This is a genomic window from Acinetobacter sp. FDAARGOS_559 (assembly GCF_003940475.1).
Taxonomy (GTDB): Bacteria; Pseudomonadota; Gammaproteobacteria; order Pseudomonadales; family Moraxellaceae; genus Acinetobacter; species Acinetobacter baumannii.
This window is the reverse complement of sequence record NZ_RKJG01000005.1, coordinates 3,434,680-3,453,922: the sequence shown is the minus strand read 5'-3', so window position 1 is coordinate 3,453,922 and position 19,243 is coordinate 3,434,680. Positions and strand designations below refer to the sequence as shown.

General features: G+C 41.5%; 21 protein-coding genes. 3 read left to right on the top strand and 18 right to left on the bottom strand.

Going from position 1 to position 19,243, the window contains the following annotated elements; genetic code table 11:
• Window positions 1-70 precede the first annotated feature (70 nt).
• The gene (gene def, locus EGS71_RS18120) at window positions 71-553 is read right to left on the bottom strand and encodes a peptide deformylase (protein ID WP_000117824.1); all 483 of its coding nucleotides are present in this window, start codon (window positions 551-553) and stop codon (window positions 71-73) included.
• Window positions 554-787: 234 nt separating this feature from the next.
• Here def and EGS71_RS18115 point away from each other — a divergent pair, with 234 nt between their 5' ends.
• Window positions 788-2,086 (top strand): MFS transporter, encoded by a 1,299-nt coding sequence (locus EGS71_RS18115; protein WP_000371871.1) that lies wholly within the window; start codon window positions 788-790, stop codon window positions 2,084-2,086.
• A gap of 62 nt (window positions 2,087-2,148) precedes the next feature.
• Here EGS71_RS18115 and EGS71_RS18110 read toward each other — a convergent pair whose 3' ends face one another.
• From EGS71_RS18110 to EGS71_RS18045, 14 genes are all read right to left on the bottom strand, one after another.
• Window positions 2,149-3,345 (bottom strand): hypothetical protein, encoded by a 1,197-nt coding sequence (locus EGS71_RS18110; protein WP_000753775.1) that lies wholly within the window; start codon window positions 3,343-3,345, stop codon window positions 2,149-2,151.
• A gap of 155 nt (window positions 3,346-3,500) precedes the next feature.
• On the bottom strand, window positions 3,501-5,141 hold the full coding sequence (locus EGS71_RS18105) for a thiamine pyrophosphate-binding protein (protein WP_000140239.1): 1,641 nt from the start codon (window positions 5,139-5,141) through the stop codon (window positions 3,501-3,503).
• A 37-nt stretch (window positions 5,142-5,178) separates the two neighbouring features.
• Complete coding sequence (locus tag EGS71_RS18100; protein ID WP_001040544.1) at window positions 5,179-6,645, bottom strand: aldehyde dehydrogenase; 1,467 nt, start codon at window positions 6,643-6,645, stop codon at window positions 5,179-5,181.
• A gap of 13 nt (window positions 6,646-6,658) precedes the next feature.
• Window positions 6,659-7,450, bottom strand: coding sequence for an aspartate dehydrogenase (locus tag EGS71_RS18095; RefSeq protein WP_000735778.1), 792 nt, complete (start codon window positions 7,448-7,450; stop codon window positions 6,659-6,661).
• 15 nt (window positions 7,451-7,465) lie between these two features.
• Entirely contained in the window at window positions 7,466-8,260 is a 795-nt protein-coding gene (locus tag EGS71_RS18090) for an SDR family oxidoreductase (RefSeq protein WP_000009973.1), read from the bottom strand.
• Window positions 8,261-8,275: 15 nt separating this feature from the next.
• On the bottom strand, window positions 8,276-9,100 hold the full coding sequence (locus tag EGS71_RS18085) for an alpha/beta fold hydrolase (RefSeq protein WP_000988607.1): 825 nt from the start codon (window positions 9,098-9,100) through the stop codon (window positions 8,276-8,278).
• A gap of 36 nt (window positions 9,101-9,136) precedes the next feature.
• The gene (locus tag EGS71_RS18080; RefSeq protein ID WP_000211626.1) at window positions 9,137-9,658 is read right to left on the bottom strand and encodes a cupin domain-containing protein; all 522 of its coding nucleotides are present in this window, start codon (window positions 9,656-9,658) and stop codon (window positions 9,137-9,139) included.
• 23 nt (window positions 9,659-9,681) lie between these two features.
• Window positions 9,682-10,905, bottom strand: coding sequence for an MFS transporter (locus EGS71_RS18075; protein WP_000064049.1), 1,224 nt, complete (start codon window positions 10,903-10,905; stop codon window positions 9,682-9,684).
• A gap of 42 nt (window positions 10,906-10,947) precedes the next feature.
• Window positions 10,948-12,159 carry an NAD(P)/FAD-dependent oxidoreductase gene (locus EGS71_RS18070; RefSeq protein ID WP_000411874.1) on the bottom strand — a complete coding sequence of 404 codons (1,212 nt, stop codon included), beginning with the start codon at window positions 12,157-12,159 and terminating at the stop codon, window positions 10,948-10,950.
• A 29-nt stretch (window positions 12,160-12,188) separates the two neighbouring features.
• Window positions 12,189-13,118 carry a VOC family protein gene (locus EGS71_RS18065; protein ID WP_000627787.1) on the bottom strand — a complete coding sequence of 310 codons (930 nt, stop codon included), beginning with the start codon at window positions 13,116-13,118 and terminating at the stop codon, window positions 12,189-12,191.
• Between the two features lie 11 nt (window positions 13,119-13,129).
• Window positions 13,130-13,894, bottom strand: a complete 765-nt coding sequence (locus tag EGS71_RS18060; protein WP_000024362.1) for an SDR family oxidoreductase — start codon at window positions 13,892-13,894, stop codon at window positions 13,130-13,132.
• Window positions 13,887-14,954 carry an aromatic ring-hydroxylating oxygenase subunit alpha gene (locus EGS71_RS18055; RefSeq protein ID WP_000991789.1) on the bottom strand — a complete coding sequence of 356 codons (1,068 nt, stop codon included), beginning with the start codon at window positions 14,952-14,954 and terminating at the stop codon, window positions 13,887-13,889. Before EGS71_RS18055 ends, EGS71_RS18060 begins: the two co-directional genes overlap by 8 nt.
• Window positions 14,955-14,970: 16 nt before the next feature.
• A complete protein-coding gene (locus EGS71_RS18050; protein ID WP_000847097.1) occupies window positions 14,971-15,270 on the bottom strand; it encodes a recombinase-like helix-turn-helix domain-containing protein in 300 nt (99 codons plus the stop codon).
• A 27-nt stretch (window positions 15,271-15,297) separates the two neighbouring features.
• Complete coding sequence (locus EGS71_RS18045; protein WP_002011147.1) at window positions 15,298-15,603, bottom strand: non-heme iron oxygenase ferredoxin subunit; 306 nt, start codon at window positions 15,601-15,603, stop codon at window positions 15,298-15,300.
• Between the two features lie 273 nt (window positions 15,604-15,876).
• Between EGS71_RS18045 and EGS71_RS18040 the strand changes: the two genes are divergently transcribed.
• Window positions 15,877-16,689, top strand: coding sequence for an IclR family transcriptional regulator (locus EGS71_RS18040; protein ID WP_000051057.1), 813 nt, complete (start codon window positions 15,877-15,879; stop codon window positions 16,687-16,689).
• A gap of 41 nt (window positions 16,690-16,730) precedes the next feature.
• On the opposite strand, the gene EGS71_RS18035 is transcribed toward EGS71_RS18040, so the two are convergent.
• Together EGS71_RS18035 and pnuC are read right to left on the bottom strand one after the other, a co-directional pair.
• Window positions 16,731-17,033, bottom strand: coding sequence for a hypothetical protein (locus tag EGS71_RS18035; protein WP_000927119.1), 303 nt, complete (start codon window positions 17,031-17,033; stop codon window positions 16,731-16,733).
• Window positions 17,034-17,047: 14 nt separating this feature from the next.
• Window positions 17,048-17,629, bottom strand: coding sequence for a nicotinamide riboside transporter PnuC (gene pnuC, locus EGS71_RS18030; protein ID WP_000074686.1), 582 nt, complete (start codon window positions 17,627-17,629; stop codon window positions 17,048-17,050).
• 246 nt (window positions 17,630-17,875) lie between these two features.
• Between pnuC and EGS71_RS18025 the strand changes: the two genes are divergently transcribed.
• Window positions 17,876-18,664 carry a crotonase/enoyl-CoA hydratase family protein gene (locus EGS71_RS18025; protein ID WP_000070457.1) on the top strand — a complete coding sequence of 263 codons (789 nt, stop codon included), beginning with the start codon at window positions 17,876-17,878 and terminating at the stop codon, window positions 18,662-18,664.
• A gap of 103 nt (window positions 18,665-18,767) precedes the next feature.
• On the opposite strand, the gene pgaD is transcribed toward EGS71_RS18025, so the two are convergent.
• On the bottom strand, window positions 18,768-19,187 hold the full coding sequence (gene pgaD / locus EGS71_RS18020; protein ID WP_000856365.1) for a poly-beta-1,6-N-acetyl-D-glucosamine biosynthesis protein PgaD: 420 nt from the start codon (window positions 19,185-19,187) through the stop codon (window positions 18,768-18,770).
• Window positions 19,188-19,243 lie beyond the last annotated feature (56 nt).

The window sequence follows — 19,243 nt, the reverse complement described above, 5'->3', positions numbered from 1 at the left end:
AAATATTTTAATTCTGTTCTCTTATTTATTTCAAGCTCATTATAGGTTTTTCAAAACTTTAAACTGAAGATTAGCTTATTCTTTCTACAAACAAGATTCCATTTAAATGATCGACCTCGTGTTGAACAATACGAGCAGGAAAACCGTGAAAAATTGTTTCAACTGCTTCACCCTGAAGTGTTAAGTATTTCACCTTAACCATTTCTGCACGTTCAACTTGTCCACGCTCATCCGGTACACTTAAGCAGCCTTCTTCGCCCAAACACGTTTCACTCGAAAATTCTAAAATTTCTGGATTTACCATGACCACAGCATTCATTTCAGGCGCATCCGGATAGCGTGGATTTGGTCGAGAAGCCACAATAATGACGCGTTTAGAGATGTAAACTTGCGGTGCAGCAATCCCTACTCCATTACGCTCAAGCATTGTTGCATGCATAGCGTCAGCAAGCTGATAAAGCCAATTACTGTTTAACTCATTTACTGAGACAGGGGCCGCAGTCAGTTTCAAAATATCTTCACCACGCTTCGCGACAGGTAAAACCACACTCATCCTTTGACTCTCTCATTAAACTGGCTATGACAAGTTTTATTGTGTCGCTGAACGAAACAAAAGAAAAGTCATTCCTACATCTGTTTTTGTTTTATCTAAAGCGTTTTTTGTTTTAAAGTTTTTTGATCAGAGTAAGTCCAATCTGCGTTGCCCTATAGAACAAATTTCCTCCATTTACTTTTACTTCACTTTTCCATTAATATCCAAACTTCAATTACAACAATTAAGTAAAAAATGGATCAGGAATTAACTTTGCAGGATGCGAACTATCTTAATAAAGAAGATAAACGAACCCTCGCCCTTTCTTCATTGGGTGGAGCTTTAGAGTTTTATGATTTTGTGATTTATGTGTTTTACGCCAAAATCATTTCCGACCTCTTTTTCCCCAGCACACTTAGTCCGTTTTGGGCCATGCTCAATACTTACGGTATTTTTGCAGCAGGTTATTTTTTTAGGCCTTTGGGTGGGGTTGTTATGGCCCATTTTGGTGATTTGGTGGGGCGTAAAAAACTATTTTCGCTTTCTATTTTACTGATGGCACTACCTACCCTATTTATCGGGATATTGCCTACCTTTGAAAATATCGGATATTTGGCACCGCTACTTTTATTACTCATGCGTGTGGTGCAAGGTATTGCAATTGGGGGTGAAATTCCAGCCGCGTGGACATTTGTGTCTGAACATGTACCTGAAAGAAAAATCGGACTGGCAAATGGTTTACTCACCGCTGGGCTGTCTTTAGGAATTTTACTAGGCGCACTGATGTCTCTATGGATTTCACTGAATTTTAGTGAAGGACAAATCCATGACTGGGCATGGCGTATTCCTTTCATTGTGGGTGGTATTTTTGGACTCGTTGCACTTTATTTAAGAACGTATTTGAAAGAAACCCCTGTGTTTAAAGCCATGCAGGCCCGTAAAGAAATTTCTAAAGAAATGCCTGTAAAACAAGTCTTAAAAACGCATAAAACAGCCGTTGCAATTGGCATGTTATTTACATGGTTTTTAACGGGATGTGTGGTGGTGGTGATTTTAGCCATGCCAAATTTGTTGATTGGTTCATTTGGCTTTGAGCGCGCACAGACTTTTGAAATGCAAAGTGCAGCCATTGTCATGCAAATGGCCGGCTGTATTTTAGCAGGCTATTTTGCTGACCGTTTTGGCTGTGGCAAAGTCATGATGGTCGGTGCGCTTGCTGTGGCACTTACAGCGGTAGTTTTTTATAACAGTTTGGGGCACGCGGCACATTCAACCATTTTTGGTTTATATATGTTGTTGGGTCTATGCTCTGGTACTGTCGGCATGGTGTCGAGCAGTATGGTTAAAATGTTCCCCGCGCCTGTGCGTTTCTCGGGCATTTCATTTTCTTATAATTTATCGTATGCAATTGTTGGTGGTATGACGCTGCCTTTAGTGCATTGGCTCAGTCAATATAGTGATATTGGTGCGATGTATTATATTTTCGCGCTAACCATTTTGGCCTTTGTAACTGCCTTTGTGTTTTGGAATAAGTTTGAAAAAAACAAGTATTAAAAATTTTCATTTATTAAATAAAAAACCACGCCGATTGCGTGGTTTTTTTAATGCTGCTTATTTTAGAAAGTAAACCCGATATTAAAGTTAATACGGTATAGCCATTTATCACTATTTGGTGAAGTTGCAGAGGTATACCCTGTTGAGTTGGTTGCCCCACCAATAATGTTAGAGTTTTTCCCCCAGGTATAATCTGCCCAAACCATAAATGGTGAAGCAATAAACATCATCCCTGTAGTGTTCATTTGCGAATCAGACCAATCATCACGTTTTTTATCGAGATAACTATAGTCATTATAAAACTTAATGGCTTTTAGCTTACCCATATTGGTCACAGGCAACGTATAGGCAAGGTTTAAACTGGCAATGGTTCCTTCCGAAGCAATGAAATAAGCAGGTGTAAAACCATTATTGCCCATTAAGGTCATGTCACTATTTACACCATCCGGATTTTTAGCATCGTACTGATAGTGAATGACCGAACTTTGTAAGTTAAAGCGTTTGTAGTTGTTTTCGGTATGCAAACCGACTGCATAATATTTACCGTCTTTATCAGTCACTTTGTTATGTAGCTGAGCGATTGCACCCGAGACACCAAACTCTTGCTTACCGAAATCAGTTTCTAACTTGCGCACAATGCGGGTATTAAACTGATGACGTTTTTCATTCTGATAAGCTTTTTGAGATGGAAATGCATTTTCTTGCAAGTCATCATAAGTTGCACTTTCAGGTGAATAACGCAAGTTGGTTTCTAACATTTGCGGGTAATAACCGAGTTTTACATCCCAATCTTTGTCGTGATAATTCCAGTTAAGCCCCGGTGCAATGTTATTGCCATATCCTAAAAAGAATGGAATATGATAGGTCCAGCCATTTTGCGGATAGGGATAAATCGTAAATGGTTTATAAACCAGGCCCGCTTCAATGCTGTTATTGGCATCTAGGTTATAGCCCACGTACGCTTTTTCAATGGACGTTTTCTGTTGGTCTTGAAATAGATAGCTGGCGTTGATATAGGCATCATCAAACTTACCTTTGAGATCTACCCTGAAAATATCAAAATAGAGCTTACCGAAACCGCGGTTTGGCCCTTCCCAATCTTCATAACGTTGATTTAACCGAACCACCCCACCTAACTTTAATGAATCCGTACCATCATCACTTTTCCATTCAAGCAATGAGTCTTTTGCAAATGCATTGACGCTTACCCCCAGCGTAAGCGGTGCAATGAATGCCATGATCAATGAAGTCTTTTTCATCTCTACATCCTTGATTGAGTTCCAGCGTCCTGCTGGAACTTTATTTGTTTTACCTGTAAAACTTCGTTTTTATTGTTTTTTAGACAAAAAAATTTATCTAAAAAAAGGATGGCTTAGCAGCTCCCATCGCATATGTACTAAACCATCCAAACTGGTTAATACAGTTTCTTTTGCGGTGGACCCGCGAAGTTTAATGGTCCAATCGAGTTCATATCGAGCTCGATCACAGTTGGCCCTTCAAAAGCGACAGCCTCTTGAATAACCGTTTTAAACTCATCTGCACTACCGACTTTCCAGCTTTTCACACCCATTGATTCGCCAAGGAGTTTGTAGTCTGGTGTATGCAATTCATTGAAATACTGACGACCACCGAAGTAGTTATTTTGAATGCCACGCATTACACCATAACCACCATCATTCATAATCATTAAGACCATATTAGTGTTTTCTTGCACCATGGTTGCAATCTCACCAATGCCAAGCATTAAGCCGCCATCGCCGACTAAACCAATTACTTTCTTGTCAGGGTTAGCAACTGAAGCACCAATTGCTGTTGCAAGACCTAAACCAATTGCACCCGCAAGTGAGTGGATGTTTTGGTTTGGCGCTTGTACCGGGAATAAACGACTGCCCCATGTACTACCCGACATGGTGATGTCACGTACAAAAATACCGTCTTGAGGTAAAGCTGCACGTAAGTGGTCACAAATTAAAGCGTATTGGTCGATTTGCTTACGAAGTGCATCAATTGCAGCTTGTTTAGCAGCCACAACAGCAGCATCGTAATCGGCATCGATTTTTGAAGTGCCTTGAAGCTGTTCTAACACACGTGTTAAGACATCTTTAGCATCGCCACAAATGAAGTTGCGGATTTTGTAATTACGTTGCTGAGCCACAGGGTTTGCATCTACCTGAATAATGTTTTCAGGAAATTCAACCGAATAAGTTTTTGTTTCATTACTACGTAAACGAGAACCCACTACCACCATCAGGTCAGCATCTTTTAATAATTGCTCAACACCTGCCGAGTTATGGAAAGCACCTAAGCTACGTGGATGGTCATCTGGCAACACCCCACGAGCATGAGTCGATGAAACAACCGGAATACCTAAATCTGCAATTGCTTTCACTTCAGCAACACTGTTTAAAGTTCCACCACCAATCCAGAAAATCGGACGTTTTGCTTTTTTGATTTCACTGACAAGAAGATCAATTTCAACTTGCTCTGCCTGTGGCAACTCAAGTGCTTTCACTGGCCCAAGATTAAGTGGCAAATCAATCTCTGCTGCTTGTACATCAATTGGTAACTCAACACTGACTGGCCCCATTGGAACTGTAGTTGCGACACGAATAGCCTCACGAATCACACCAACGGCATTGTCTGGACTGGTAATACGGAACGCCGCTTTGCTTGATGCACGTAAGAATGTAAGTTGGTCTTTGGTTTCATGAATGAAGCTTGCATCACGGTCGAGATATTCACGTTCAACTTGACCCGTTAAATGTAATACAGGGCTACCCGCATTCATTGCTTCAATCAGTGAACCTACTGCATTACCAGCGCCAGCACCTGTACTGGTCAACGCTACACCTAAGCCTTTAAAGCGTGAGTGTGCATCTGCCATAGTAACCGCACCCGCCTCACCACGTGCTGCAACAAAGCGCATTTTTTCACGGCGCCCTACCGCATCGGCAATAGGTAAATTGTGGATGGAAATAACACCATAAATACTATCAACTTGGTGCGCTTCTAATACTCTTGCGATTGCTTCGCCTACATTTACACGTTCAGTCATGTCTGTTCCTCAAAATTTGTTTCAGTCCTTGAATTTATTAATCGCACCAAGGGTTAGGCTGTTCATTCAGCCCCATATAAATACTCTTTTGTTGCATGTACGATAAAATGCCCAAACGGCCTTTTTCGCGCCCAATCCCACTGTCTTTAAAGCCACCAAACGGCGCACTAATCGAGAATTTTTTATAGGTATTAATCCATACCGTTCCCACTTCTAATGCACGTGCAATACGCCAAGCTTTACGATAACTTTCAGTCCAAATACCCGCGGCAAGACCAAAACAACTGTCATTGGCTTGAGCAATTAAATCTTGCTCGTTGTCATATTTCATAACGACTAAAACAGGGCCAAAAATTTCTTCCTGACAGGTTTGAGCACTGTTATTTAAGCCCGTGATAATGGTAGGTAAGTAATAGCTTCCTTTGGCATAGTCACCAGTCGTAAGTGCCTCACCACCAATCAGAACCTGACCACCTTCGCTTTTAGCAAGCTGTACATAGCGATCAACTGACTGCAAATGCTTGTCATTGACCAGTGGCCCTAAATGCACACCTGCCTGTTCCGGATGGCCCACACGTAAACCTTTGGTAATTTCAACCAAACGCGTTAAAAACTGATCGTAAAGACTGCTATGAATAAACAAGCGAGAACCTGCAATACACGCTTGGCCTGCCGAGCTAAAAATACCGTAAGCGACACCTTTCGCAGCCAGTTCGACATCTGCATCTGGTAAAACGATGGTTGGTGATTTTCCACCTAACTCAAGCGAAGTAGTAATCAGTTTATCTGCGGCAATATGTGCCAAATGACGACCCGTGGTTGTGCCACCTGTAAAAGAAATTTTACGAACCAATGGATGTTGAGCAATGGCATCACCAATCACAGAACCACGACCAACCAACACACTAAGTAAACCTTTTGGTAAGCCTGCTTCTTCAAAAATTTTGGCAAGCTCTAAAGCAATCAGTGAAGTTGCTTCTGCTGGTTTTAACACCACGGCGTTTCCTGCTGCCAAAGCTGGAGCAAGCTTTTGAACTTCACTCGCAATTGGAGAGTTCCAAGGAGTAATAGCTGCCACAACGCCTACAGGTTCATGCACACTCATGGTCATAAAATCTGGAGCACGCTGAGTGGTGAGCTCATCGTTTAGCGTTTCACAAGCCGCCGCAACATAACGGGCAGTCGCCGCAGCGCTCATCACTAAACCACGAGTTTCGGTTAAAGGCTTACCATTATCTCGGGTTTGCAGTTTAGATAATTCATCTACACGCGCTTCAATAATGTCTGCAACTTTATAGAGAATACGTGCGCGCTCATGCGGCAAGCTGTTTCTCCAGCTCGGTTCACGCCAAGCTTGATCTGCTTTTTCAATTGCTTCATTTACATCTTCAAGCGTTGCTGTTGAAAGCTCAGCGTTTACCGACTGATCTGCCGGAAACAGGCTTTGAATGACTGCACCACGGCCTAATCGCCATTCACCCGCAATATAAATTTCCTTTGCCATGATCAAATCCTTCTTAAATCTGTATTGCTTCTACACTGTTGCGACAAGCACGAATCACGCTAAGCGCAGCCAAAGTTGATGTTTTCGGGTTACTTGGCAGCGGCACACCCACCAGTTCAATGGTCATTTGTCCAAAGCCACCTTCCGCCACAATGGTGTGTTTGTTCTTGTTGATAGTTGGATCAACAGTTAACTCAACCATGGTTTCATCCATTCCAAGCCCTGCAAGTGCAATCGTTGCTGCAACGTTGGCATTGGCCGGAAATTTCATAGCAGCTTCACGAGCAGTTCCAGTAAAAAAGACCGTAGGTTCTGAAACATGGTCTAAATCGACCAATTGCTCTGCATAACTGCCCTTCCAGCTCTTTGGACTTTTACAGCCTTTATAAGTGACCTTTTGCAAGCCACCTTCTTTAGCAGCAGAAATACCGTCAATACCTGCGATAGCCCCTGCCAGTAAATGCAGATGGGCATCATTTTTTTCGGCAGTTTGCTTAAGCTGAACCAAAAATTCACTATCAGCCAAAGTACCCACCGAAATCAGACCAATGGTCCAGCCTTTCGCTAAAACTTTTTGAGCATGCTCTTTTACTGCTGCTTGACCTGCCACCTCAATGACATAGTCTGGTGTACCATCACATTGCTCAATATCTGAAATCACTTGAATGTCAGAAGAGACTTGTGATTGCACTTTTTCAATGCTGCGAGATGGCACTACAATCCACTTGAGTTGCAGATCTTGAGGCAAGTGGGCATACACTTCTGCTGCCATTGCACCAAAACCAATCATCATCAACTTTTTCATGACAGCACCTGATATTTATAAATGTTTGTTAAAACCACCCGAGACATCTATTGCCGAACCTGTGGTGTAAGATGCCAATGGTGATGCCAAGAAAACTAAAGCACGTGCAGGCTCTTCTGGACGGCCTAAACGCTGCATAGGAATGCCACGATTTTTTGCGATATTGCCGGTCCACTCTTCCCATGACAGATTTAAATCTGAACGGGTTTCATAACGGCGTTTCCACTGCGCAGATTCGACCATTCCGAGTAAAATCGAATTCACACGAACGCCATATTGAGTAAATTCATGTGCCAACGAATGGGTTAAATTCAACAGTGCAGCACGTGCAGATGAAGTCGCAATCATGTGCGGTTCCGGTTGCAATGCCAGTAACGAGTTCACATTGGTAATTGAGGCATTTGCCGACTGTTTTAAGTCATCAAGAAAAGCCCGTACCGGATGTAAAACACTGAAATATTTCAGCTCAATCTCTTTCATCCAGTCTTCATCTTGCGTATTTTCAAAATTTGAAACACGGCCTTGTCCAGCATTGTTAATAAGCATGTCCACATTGCCCAAATTGAGTTTGACCTCTTTGGCAAATTGCTGAACTTCTTCTTTTTTCAAAACATTACATGCTTTGGTAAAAATATTGGCATGTGGAAATTTTTCTAAAATATAGTGCTTAGAAGCATTTAAACGTTCTTCATCGCGACCACACCAAGCAACTTTTGCACCCTCTGCAACCAGTATTTCAACAGCAGCCAGCCCAATCCCAGATGAGCCACCGGTAACAACTGCAACTTTTCCTTCAACTTGGAAGCTCATAATCCTTAATCTCTCTTACGATTGTTCCTGAATCGTCAACATAATTTGGTTAAATGCTTGCGGTTGGTCGACATAACTTAAATGTCCTGCATCTTCTATGACGAAGCGCTGTTCCAACTGCAATTCCTGAGCAAGCTCTTGTATACCTAACGCAGGAGTGATTTGATCTTGCTGCCCTGCAATCACTGTGCATGGGACTTTTAAATCGGTTAAATAATTACGTATTTCGTCATATGCCAGTAAGTACGATGCATGTGTGAAACCTTGTAGGGTCAACTGCTGCATCACCTCTAAAACTAAAGCTAAGGCTTGTGGCTCTTGTTTATAAATCAAATGAGGTCCACGGCTTTGGGCCATTCCTTTAGCACCGAGTTCTTTCAACATTTTTGGTCTTTTTTCAAAAACCTGAATTTGTGTCTGTTCATCGTGGCGTTGGTAGCCTTGCGCCAAGTTAGCGACCACCAAGTGTTTCACTCGCTCTGGGAAAAGTGCAGCAAATGCACTGCCCTGTAAGGCACCTAAGGAGTGTCCCACTACAATTGCTTTTTCAATTTTTAAAGCATCGAACAACCCTGCCAAACGCTTTGCATAGTCGGTCGCATTCGGTTGATCCGTTAAAAGTTCAGCTGATTTGCCATAGCCCGGTGCGTCCCAGGCAATGACATGAAAATGATGAGACAGCACTTCAAGTTGGTTTACCCATGAAGCAGAACCGGAACTAATGCCATGCAACAGCACAAGGTATTCGCCCTGACCAGCTTCCCGATAGGCTTGTTGCTGGCCTTGAACATTGACCATTTTCACCGGAAATTCTGCTAACTTTTCAATGAGTGTCATCATTTTTAATTCTTTCCTTTCATTCACTTCATCAAACAATTAACGTTTGATTTGAGACAATGGATGCTCTGGTGGATAGTTAGGAATTGTTGGTTTACCTGTTCCCAACATCACGCACATCAAGGCGTCTTCTTGACCTGGGTTAAACAAACCACGGTAGATTCCCGGTGGAATTGAAATCAGGTCACGCTCTTTTAAACGGGTCTGGAATTTCTCTCCGTTGTGCTCAATAAACAAATCAATTTCGCCGCGGAGCATAAAGAAAACTTCTTCAACGTCGTGGTGAATATGCAAAGGACCTTCACACTGTGGTGGTAGCACCATAGTCGAAAACGTAAAGTTCTCTGCAGGTACAGTGTTGCTGTCATTTGCAACACCAGTTGCACCCGTTCCCATATAGCGCATTTGAGCACGACGATATTTCGGGTCGTAATCGGCTTGGAACTTCAAAGCCTCAAAGTCATATTTACGAGTCTCAAAGCGAGCAATACGTGTGTTTAACCAATCTTCTAAAGAAGCGCCTTCCGGCTGTTTCCACGATTCGAATTGTTGTGTAGTCATTTTTTAAACTCCTATACAGTGAATTAATAACGTTTTAAAAGAGGAACTAAGAACAGCGACCCAATGACAGCGACTGCAGCCAAGAAGGTAATTCCCAAATTAAAACTATGTGTTTGCATCACGATGTAACCGATCAGTACAGGTGCAATTGCACTTGCAAAATTGCCTAAACCATTAAATATTCCACCCGCAGTTGCACCTACATTTGAGGTGGTTACTCGGGCAAGCAAAGCAAATACCGCAGCCACTCCAAAGCCCCACGCCATAGCACTTAAAGACATGGCAGCAATAATCAATAATGGCTCAGTCATAATGACCATCACATACATGAAGATGCCCGCGAGTAATAAACCGCTGAATACTTGAATTGCGCGGCGGCCTAATTTGTCAGATAAAAACGCACCAACCACTTCGCCAATTAACATGGCAATGAATGGAAAGCTTGAATACACCCCAAACTCTTTGAGGTTGAATCCTTTGTCTTGCATGAGATAAGAAGGAACCCAACTGTTTAGGCCCCACAAATAAGTCATTAAGGCAATATTGAATAAGCACACCAACCAGAACGCGCTATTGCTCACAAGTACTTTGGTATTGGCGATATGGCCTTTGAAGTTAGTACGTTTACTTTCACCTTCAAGCTCAACAGTTTTCTTGAGTTGCAAGTTACGCAGACCAAAAACAATGCTTAAAATTGCAATGAGTGTTAGTGCAGCCATCACAAAAAAAGTGGTGTGCCAGTCGTGGTGTGCCAGAACGGCTGCCGTAATTGGGAACCCAAGGAATGCACCAATCGGTGTACCCAGTAAGAACATGGTTGAGGCACGTGCCTGCTGACGGTCTGTATAAGTCTGCTTAACAATGGTGTATGCCAAAGCAAATAGCGGACCTTCTGCCAAACCGAGTAGAACCCGTAAAATCAACATACCTGAATAACTGGTGGTGAAGCCCATGCAAAGCATGAGTAAGCCCCAAGAGGTCACACTCCAGAACAGCATTTTCTTTGGGTTAAAAATGTCGCCTAAAAAGCTTAGGAAGACTGATGAAAAACCATAAGCAAGTAAAAAACTTGTCATGAGCCATCCGAGCTTGGCTTTATCTTCAGCAATTCCCATCGAGCTTTGAAAATGTGGGTCTGAAAATAAAACCGCAATACTGATCTTGTCGAAAAATGCCAGTACTACACACACCATAAGGACAAAAGCAGGTACCCAATGCTTTAATCCACTTTTTTCTTCATTACTCATGTGTCATTCCTTCGATTTGGTAATGAGAACCAGATTTAATGTTTACGGTTTTAACTTCATGACATTAAATTCAGCATCTGCTAATAATTTTGGATCTAAAACGGTGTTGGCTTGCATCCAACGCTTTGCCAGCTTGATTAACTTCGAGTCATTAATGGCAATCATATTCAGCAAGCGATTTTCATGGTCCAGATATAAATAGCTCACCTGATCTTCACCACCTTGGCGAATCACCACTTCTTTGGTTTTTTCAGGTTGATATGTTCCTAAAATCTGGATATTAAAGTGATATTGATCAGACCAAAGCCAAGGAATATCGGTATATTCAGTTTCAATTCCGAGCATTGATTTCGCAGCTGCAATCGCCTGATTTTGTGCATTTGCCCAAGACTGAATGCAATAGCCCAAACCCGGATGAATCGCGACATCACCTGCGGCATAAATGTCTTGATCTGAGGTTTGCCCAAAACAATTCACTACAATGCCATCTTTCACATCGAGCCCAGCATGCACGCCTAACTCTTTCGCAATTTCGGCACCTGCACCCACTACAACACAATCAAATAACTGGCTATGTTGAGGATGGTTCACCACTTCAACTTTTTGATCTGGTGCTTCCACTAAGTGAAGGCTCTTGCTGTCTAAATGAATTTTTGTGCCTTGAGCCTCATGCATATTTTTTAAAAATGCAGAAACTTCCGGACTCACACTTCTTGCACATAAGCGGTCGCCATATTCAAAAATATGAACATCTTTGCCTTGCTTACGTGCAGTTGCAGCGATTTCCAAACCAATCCAGCCACCGCCAATCACAGCAACATTTTTTGCATTCTTTAAAATTTCAGCCAGACGTTCACAGTCACGCACATTTCGTAAAGTCACAACATTAGGAATGAACTGCCATGTATTGACGGGTACACGTGCACGACTTCCAGTTGCAATCAGCAATTTGTCATACGGCAAAATCTGACCACTTTCTAAATGAACCTGCTTTTGCTCGCGATCGACTTTTGTTGCAATTTCCGGTTTGTGCCATTGAATGTTGAACTCTTGAACCTGTTCTGGAGAGAACAGATTCAAACTTTCATAACTTGCTTCTTTTGAAAGTACTTGCTTAGACAGTGGCGGACGCTCATAAAACACCTGATCTTCATTTGAGACCACATGAATTTCACCCACATATCCATTTTGACGTAAGGTACTAACTGCCCAACCTGCAGCCTGCCCCGCCCCTACAATTACAATCTTTTCCATAGCCTTTCTTCCTTGTAAAGCAATGCCTGTTACACAGGCTTTACCTGACGGCGGGTTTTGTCATCAAGACCACCTTCAATCGCCCACTCGGTGAAAAGCTCTAGACGATGTTCTTCTACACGTGGCTGCCATTCTTCGGTCAAATAATCATCGTTGGTGTAATATTCAAATGCACCACCCAATGGTGAGTTGACGTACCAGAAATAAGCAGAAGAAATTGGATGACGTCCCGGTCCAATAAAGGTAGACCACTCTGAACGGTTCATATGTAAACCGCCTCCAATCACCTCATGAATATCACGAACAACAAATGCAACGTGATTTAGGCCCGCAGGTTTATTTGGAACGCTAAGTAAGAATAAATCGTGGTGATAACCTTCACCGCGGCAACGTAAGAATGCACCGCGATTTTTATAAGCATCAGATAAATGGAAGCCTACTTTTTCAATATAGAAGTTTTCAGTAGTTGCCAAATCCGGTGTGAAAAACACCACATGTCCAATCGCAACAGGTTGACTTTTTTCATAAACAGGACTTGCTGCATTAACACGCTGAATATTGCCGTATTGGTTAATGCCTTCCGTTTTAAGTTCAGGTACTTCCTTAACAAAACTTTGTTCAAAACGAATGGTCATGCCATTTGGGTCAAGACACTGAACTGTATTTTCAGTACGTTTAAAACCGTCTACATCGGCCAAACGAGCTGTCAAGTCTTCAAGGTCTTGAAGACTATCAACACCCCAAGTGACTTCACGTAAAGTTGAACCTTGCTCAATAGCAGGCGGCAAACGGTTATCATCACAATTAAATAGATAAATCTTGCTGCCATTTTGAGTCTGGTATAAATCTGCGCCTTCAATATCCGAAGTACTTTGGCTTAAACCAAAATCTGCCAAAAACTTGTTTGAAGCGGCTCTATCTTCAACTCCAAACTTTAAAATCTCGATCCCTGTAATCATTTGACTACTCCTTAGTTAAAGACAAAACCGCCATTGACCGGAATATTTTGACCTGTCACAAAAGAGGACAAATCCGACAGTAGATACAATGCTGTTCCATTTAAATCTTGTGGAAGTTGCTGGCGTTGAATCGCTCTTCCGTTGACATATAAATCATGACGTTCCTGTGGCACATACTCGGTTGCTTCAACCAGAGTAAGGCCTGGTGACAATGTGTTGACACAGATATTGAACTGCCCCAACTCTCTTGCCATTGAACGCGTCATGGCAACAATTGCACCTTTACTCGCCACATAAGCCATCAGGTTTGGCGCACCCCAAAGTGCTGTATCTGATGCAACATTAATAATTTTGCCAGCAGCCGATTGTTTTAAATGTGGAATACACGCTTTTGTAATTAACCATGTACCTTTCACATTAATATTCATGACCCGATCCCAAAGTTCAGGATCGTAATCAATCATATTTTTTCCACCCACATTGGTTGCAAGCGCTGCACAGTTCACAAGTCCGTCTAGTCCTTGTAATATTTCCATGCTTTTTGCAACCGCGTTTTCAATAGAGTCTGCATTGGCAAGGTCAACAGTGACTGCATGGACCTTGAGTCCTTGTTTTTGTAACGCTTGTGCTTCTTGTTGCACGAGGTCAGATAAAATATCTGCCATTACAACTTCAGCGCCTGCCTCAGCAATGGCTTGAGCAAAATCTCGACCTAAACCACGTGCAGCACCAGTCACTAAAACTTTTTTGCCTTGCAACAACGCTACATTAGCCATGAGCTTCTTCCTGCATCTCGATACGGTTTGATGCATTTAGTGCAGCAATTTTCTTTAATTGCTTCTCAGCTTCTTTCTTCATTAAACGGCGTAATCGTGCAAGTCCAACATCGTGCTGATATAAGAATTCTCTTGCACGTGCATTTGGCGCAAGGTTTTCTAAAATAATGCGGTCTTGTTCCAATACATCCCAATGCAATTGTTCTAAATGATTGCGATATAAGAAGCGCCATACATTACGTTGCCAACCACTCACCTTACGGCAGCGCCAGAAAAATACACGGGTATTGTTGGCATCAATTGGCGTTGCGTAACCCACAATCCAGAATTCACCACCCGGACCAAACTGTTTACGGTAAGGAATTGAAAGACGTAACCAACTTGCACCGGTCGAACCATATTCAACCCAGTCAAAGTTCACACCTGTTTGGCCTTCTTTTTCAAAAACAAAACCATTTTCAGTTGTGCGGTGTTTCATCTCTGCGGTACGTTCACCTTCTGCCATAGAGTGTGAAGTACAGTGCAAATATGTACCGTGCATTGGGTCCATCACGTTATCAATGGCATATTGATGGTTTACTTTCCAGTCTGCTTGGCAAAGGAATGAACTCCACTCTTCGCTTGCCAGTTGTTCTGGGAACTCAAGCGGTGCGGGTTGTTCATTTGCATCGATACCAAACCAGATGAAGATTGCACCATGCTGTTCAATGACCGGATAGCTCTTTAAACACTTGGTTCCAGTCATTGGGCATTCATGAACGGCTGGCACATCAGCAACCACACCATTAGCACGAACTTCAACACCGTGATACCAGCAAGCAACTCGATCACCCAAGTTCCAGCCTAGTGAAAGACGAGCACCGCGGTGTGGACAGCGATCTTCAAGCGCATGAACCTGACCTTCGGCATCACGCCAAACCACAATGTTTTCACCTAAACGGGTAATCCCAACCGGATTAGCAGCGACTTCCCAACTTGCTAAAACCGGATGCCATTGGTCACGTAAACCAAGTTCTAAATATTCTTCAGCGCTTTGTGAAGTTGATACGATTGCGTTCATTTTATTCTTCCCTGAATCAATAACCTAAACGTTGCATTTCTTCTGTAAAGCTCTCAGAAGTCCATTCATCACCAGATTCAGAGCGGAAACCCTGTTGATTAAGTGCAGAAACAACCTCATCTAATTCTGTTGCGCCCGCAGAAAATGCCTGAATCAAGTTCTTTACAAAGTCTTGTTCGTAGAGAGTCGGTTCTTTATAACGTGTTTGCCAAACCAACAATTCAGATTGACCTGGAACTTGAATATTGTTGATACCTGCTTCGGTTGCCGGCGTTGCATGAATCCAGCTTGCCAACTTTTCATTAAATGTCTTCATTGTTCTGCTTCCTTGTACATGTGAGGACTAGAGTTGAATTTGAATATCCTGTCCTTCAACACGAACTGGATACGTACATAGGTTTCTACACCCGGGTCCACTTTTTAGCTCACCTGTCTGAATGTCATAAATTGCTTCGTGCAATGGACATTCAACAGTCTGATCTTCGATAAATCCTTCCGTTAATAAGGCATACGCATGAGGGCAAACATTTTCGATAGCGAAGTAATTTTCATCGACAAAAAAAACACCAATTTTTTTCCCTTCAACTTCGACGGCTTTCGGCTCATCTTCGCTAACGTCACCCTGCTGACAAACTGAGATCCAACTCATACCTTGCGTCCTCATTTTGTTTTATATACAAAACATAATTTGATTTTCAAAACACAAGCTAAGCATAATCCTCTTGATTAATTTTTGTCAAAGTAAAAATAAATATTAAAATCAATTGATTAATAATTTTTAAATAATTTGTTACGTTTCAAGTTGGAAACAATGTTTTAAATATAAAAATTGTTTTATGTAATCTTTATAATTACAATAGTTCTAAAATAAAGCATAATGCCCCAATTCGAACCCTGTTTTATTTATAGGAAAACGACACGAATGAGCCTAGAGATTGAAGAAGATTCGCAAGAATCAGAAACAACAAAAAATGATGATCGGTATTTAGTACCAGGGCTTGTGCGTGGTTTAGCCATCTTGCAAGCATTTAATCAACAAGCACAAGAAATGACGATTACAGAAATTGCCGAAATTTTGGAAGTGAACCGTTCTAGTGCATTTCGGCTTATCTATACACTTGAAGCTTGCGGTTACTTAAGAAAGGCTTCACAAAAAACATATGCGCTTGATTCAAAAGTTATGGAGCTTGGTTTTAACAGTTTATCAAAGCTTTCATTACTTGATTTATCAACGCCTTTAATGAAAGAACTACGTGACCAGACCAAACTTGCAGTACATCTGACCGTTTTAGAAGGTACACACATTGTTTTTGTAAATAACGTTCAATCTATGGGTACGTTTACCAGCAATATTAGTTTAGGTACTCGCTGGCCTGCCCATGCTACAGTTATTGGTCAAATGTTATTGTCAGATTTACCAGAGGCAGAAGTACGACAACGCTATCGCAATTTTAATGACTGGGATAGTTACTCAGAACTTACCCCAACCAGTTTAAAAGCGTTATTGCAAAAATTAAATTATGTAAAAACTCAAAAGTCGATGGTGAGCTGGGGACATTACAACCATGACATGGCTGCTTGTGCTGCTCCTATTTTCAAACAATCAAATGGAAAAATGGTGGCTGTCCTTTCAGTGAGTTGCCCAATTACTACTTATGATGAGAAGACCTTTAAAGAAGATATCGCAGCTCTGGTCATCGCAACGGCAGATAAAATTTCAAAATTTATCTATTAAAAAAAGCGACGTTAAGTCGCTTTTTTTGTGCTTTGATTTCATCAATTAAAATTACACTTAAAAATTTCACCATTCATATCCTGAAAACTCAGTGTTGAATGATTTTCTTTAATATCAAACTTTAAGTACTGCTGTTTAAACTGTACTACGGCATAAAACTCTTCAGCCCCATCATCTAAACCTGTCGCAGAGACTTGGGTCCCTTGTGGAAAGTCCTTGAGCCAAGCAGCATTATAAAAATCCGATACTGAATTAAAATCTATATATTTTGCAGGCTCAGCCATAATTTTTGCAGCAATTTGATCAAACTGTTGTTGTTTATAAGCATCTAAACTCAACAACATGCTTATTCTCCCAATTAAAGCTGCTCAGCACCTAAGTTCTGCTTTCTTTTAACCTTTTCCCATTGATACCAACCATAAGCTGCCATTAATACAAAGGCTGCGTATAAGGCTGAAGTTAAAAACAGATCTTTATAGATAAACATGCCGACATAAACAATATCGACAAATACCCAAAGAATCCATGTCGCAATATGTTTTCGGCTGGTCCAGTAAGTTGCAAGCAAACTAAATGCTGCAAGCTGTGAGTCAAGCATTGGCACCGCTGCATCGGTAAAGTTTTTAAGCACCAAACCAAAGACTAAGCCACCTACCGCGGCAATAATCATTTGAATGATAGCTGTTTGAACTGCAATAGGCTCAATTCGAATGTCATGATCTTGCTGCTTTCCTTTGAGCCAATAGTAAAAGCCATAAAAATTTACGACTATAAAAAAGAACTGCAAAATCGTTTCGCCATAAAGCTTAAATTCGTAAAACAAATAGGCATATAGGACAAAAGCAAAGAAATTAAACAGCCAGCACCACATATTACGGATTACCGTTAATCCAACTCCAATGAGGCTAATTAAGACCGCGAAAATTTCTAGAGGAGACATAAGAGAAGCTGCTTATTGAGATCAATTTGACAGCGTATTATGAGAAAAATATAAAGCGAAGCAAACTGCTAATTTAAATAAATCATGGAAAATAACATTTCTAAGGATTTATCCTTTTCGCATGAAATTGATTTATTTCAATAGATAAATAAAAGAAATACTGATCGAGTTGCTAACAATTTCTATTTGCTAGTTTTTAAATGATTGTTTAAAAGATAATGAAAGACAAATAAAGAGCGTGAAAATATGTCAAATCAAGAAGGAAAAGTCAGCCGTGAAACTCGCGGGCATATTTTTTTAATTGGCTTAGATCGGGCAGCAAAACGTAATGCCTTTGATAGCCACATGATTAAAGACTTATCACTAGCGCTCACTGAATATGAAAATAATGACGCCCTGCGCTGTGCGATTGTTTTTGCTCACGGTGACCATTTTACAGCAGGTTTAGACCTAGTGGAGTTACAGCCTAAACTCGCTACGGGTGTGTTTGATTTTAGTGAAAACGAAATTAACCCTTGGGGCACTGTAGGCCGCAAGCTTAGTAAACCCTTGATTGTGGCAGTACAAGGTTATTGTTATACCGCTGGTATAGAATTATTTCTCAACGCAGATATTGCGATTGCGAGTGAAAATACCCAATTTGCTCAAATGGAAGTTCAACGTGGCATCTTACCTTTTGGCGGAGCAACTGCACGTTTTATTCAAGCCGCAGGTTGGGCCAAAGCCATGCGCTATTTGCTCACTGGTGACTCTTTTGATGCCAAAGCAGCTTTTGATATGAACCTCATTACAGAAATATCCCCAGAAGGTACAGAGCTTAAACGTGCCATAGAAGTTGCTGAACATATCGCGCAAGCTGCACCACTTGCTGTAAAAGCGACCCTCGCCTCTGCTCGTGAGGCAGTCAATGAAGGTTACAAAGTGGCTTTTAACCAACTGCAAAACCATCTTCAACCTTTACTCACAACAGAAGATGTTCAAGAAGGTGTTTTCGCCATGCTGCAAAAAAGACCTCCTGTTTTTAAAGGTAAATAAGTCCTACTCAAGCACTGCGCTCTACAGTTTAAAACTTATGGATATACCGAAATTAGCGTAAAAGAAAGCCCACATGATGTGGGCTTTCTTTTATAAATGTACTTTATTCAACTCTAATGATTTTACCAAATTCATTATGGTGAACGACCGTAATTTTTTGGCTACGGCCCTGCTCAATTTCTTGCACAGGCAAATCAAAATAGCGCGCATAGTCATCTGTCTGTTTCATGTTAAGCTCACTACCTTCTACACGGCGTTCAGGCAATACATGACTCCAGAGTAGCAACCCGACTGCACAAGCAATCAGCGCTGTAATACCATGTTCAATACCTACACCGAATGCACTGAATAAACGATGTACTAAATGAGTTTTTTGCAGCTCTGCCAATACCCAGATAAACACGAATGGACGCCACAACAACAACCAAGCCGCCCACATCATGGCTGTGCTTGTTGTAGAAGCATAGCGTTTATGCCATGGCAATTGACGGCGTAAATCAATAATCAACGAATTTGTCTTCATTTCTCTTTACCTAACGAAGTGCTGTGGTTTTTCCCCAGACATCAATACAGCACGAT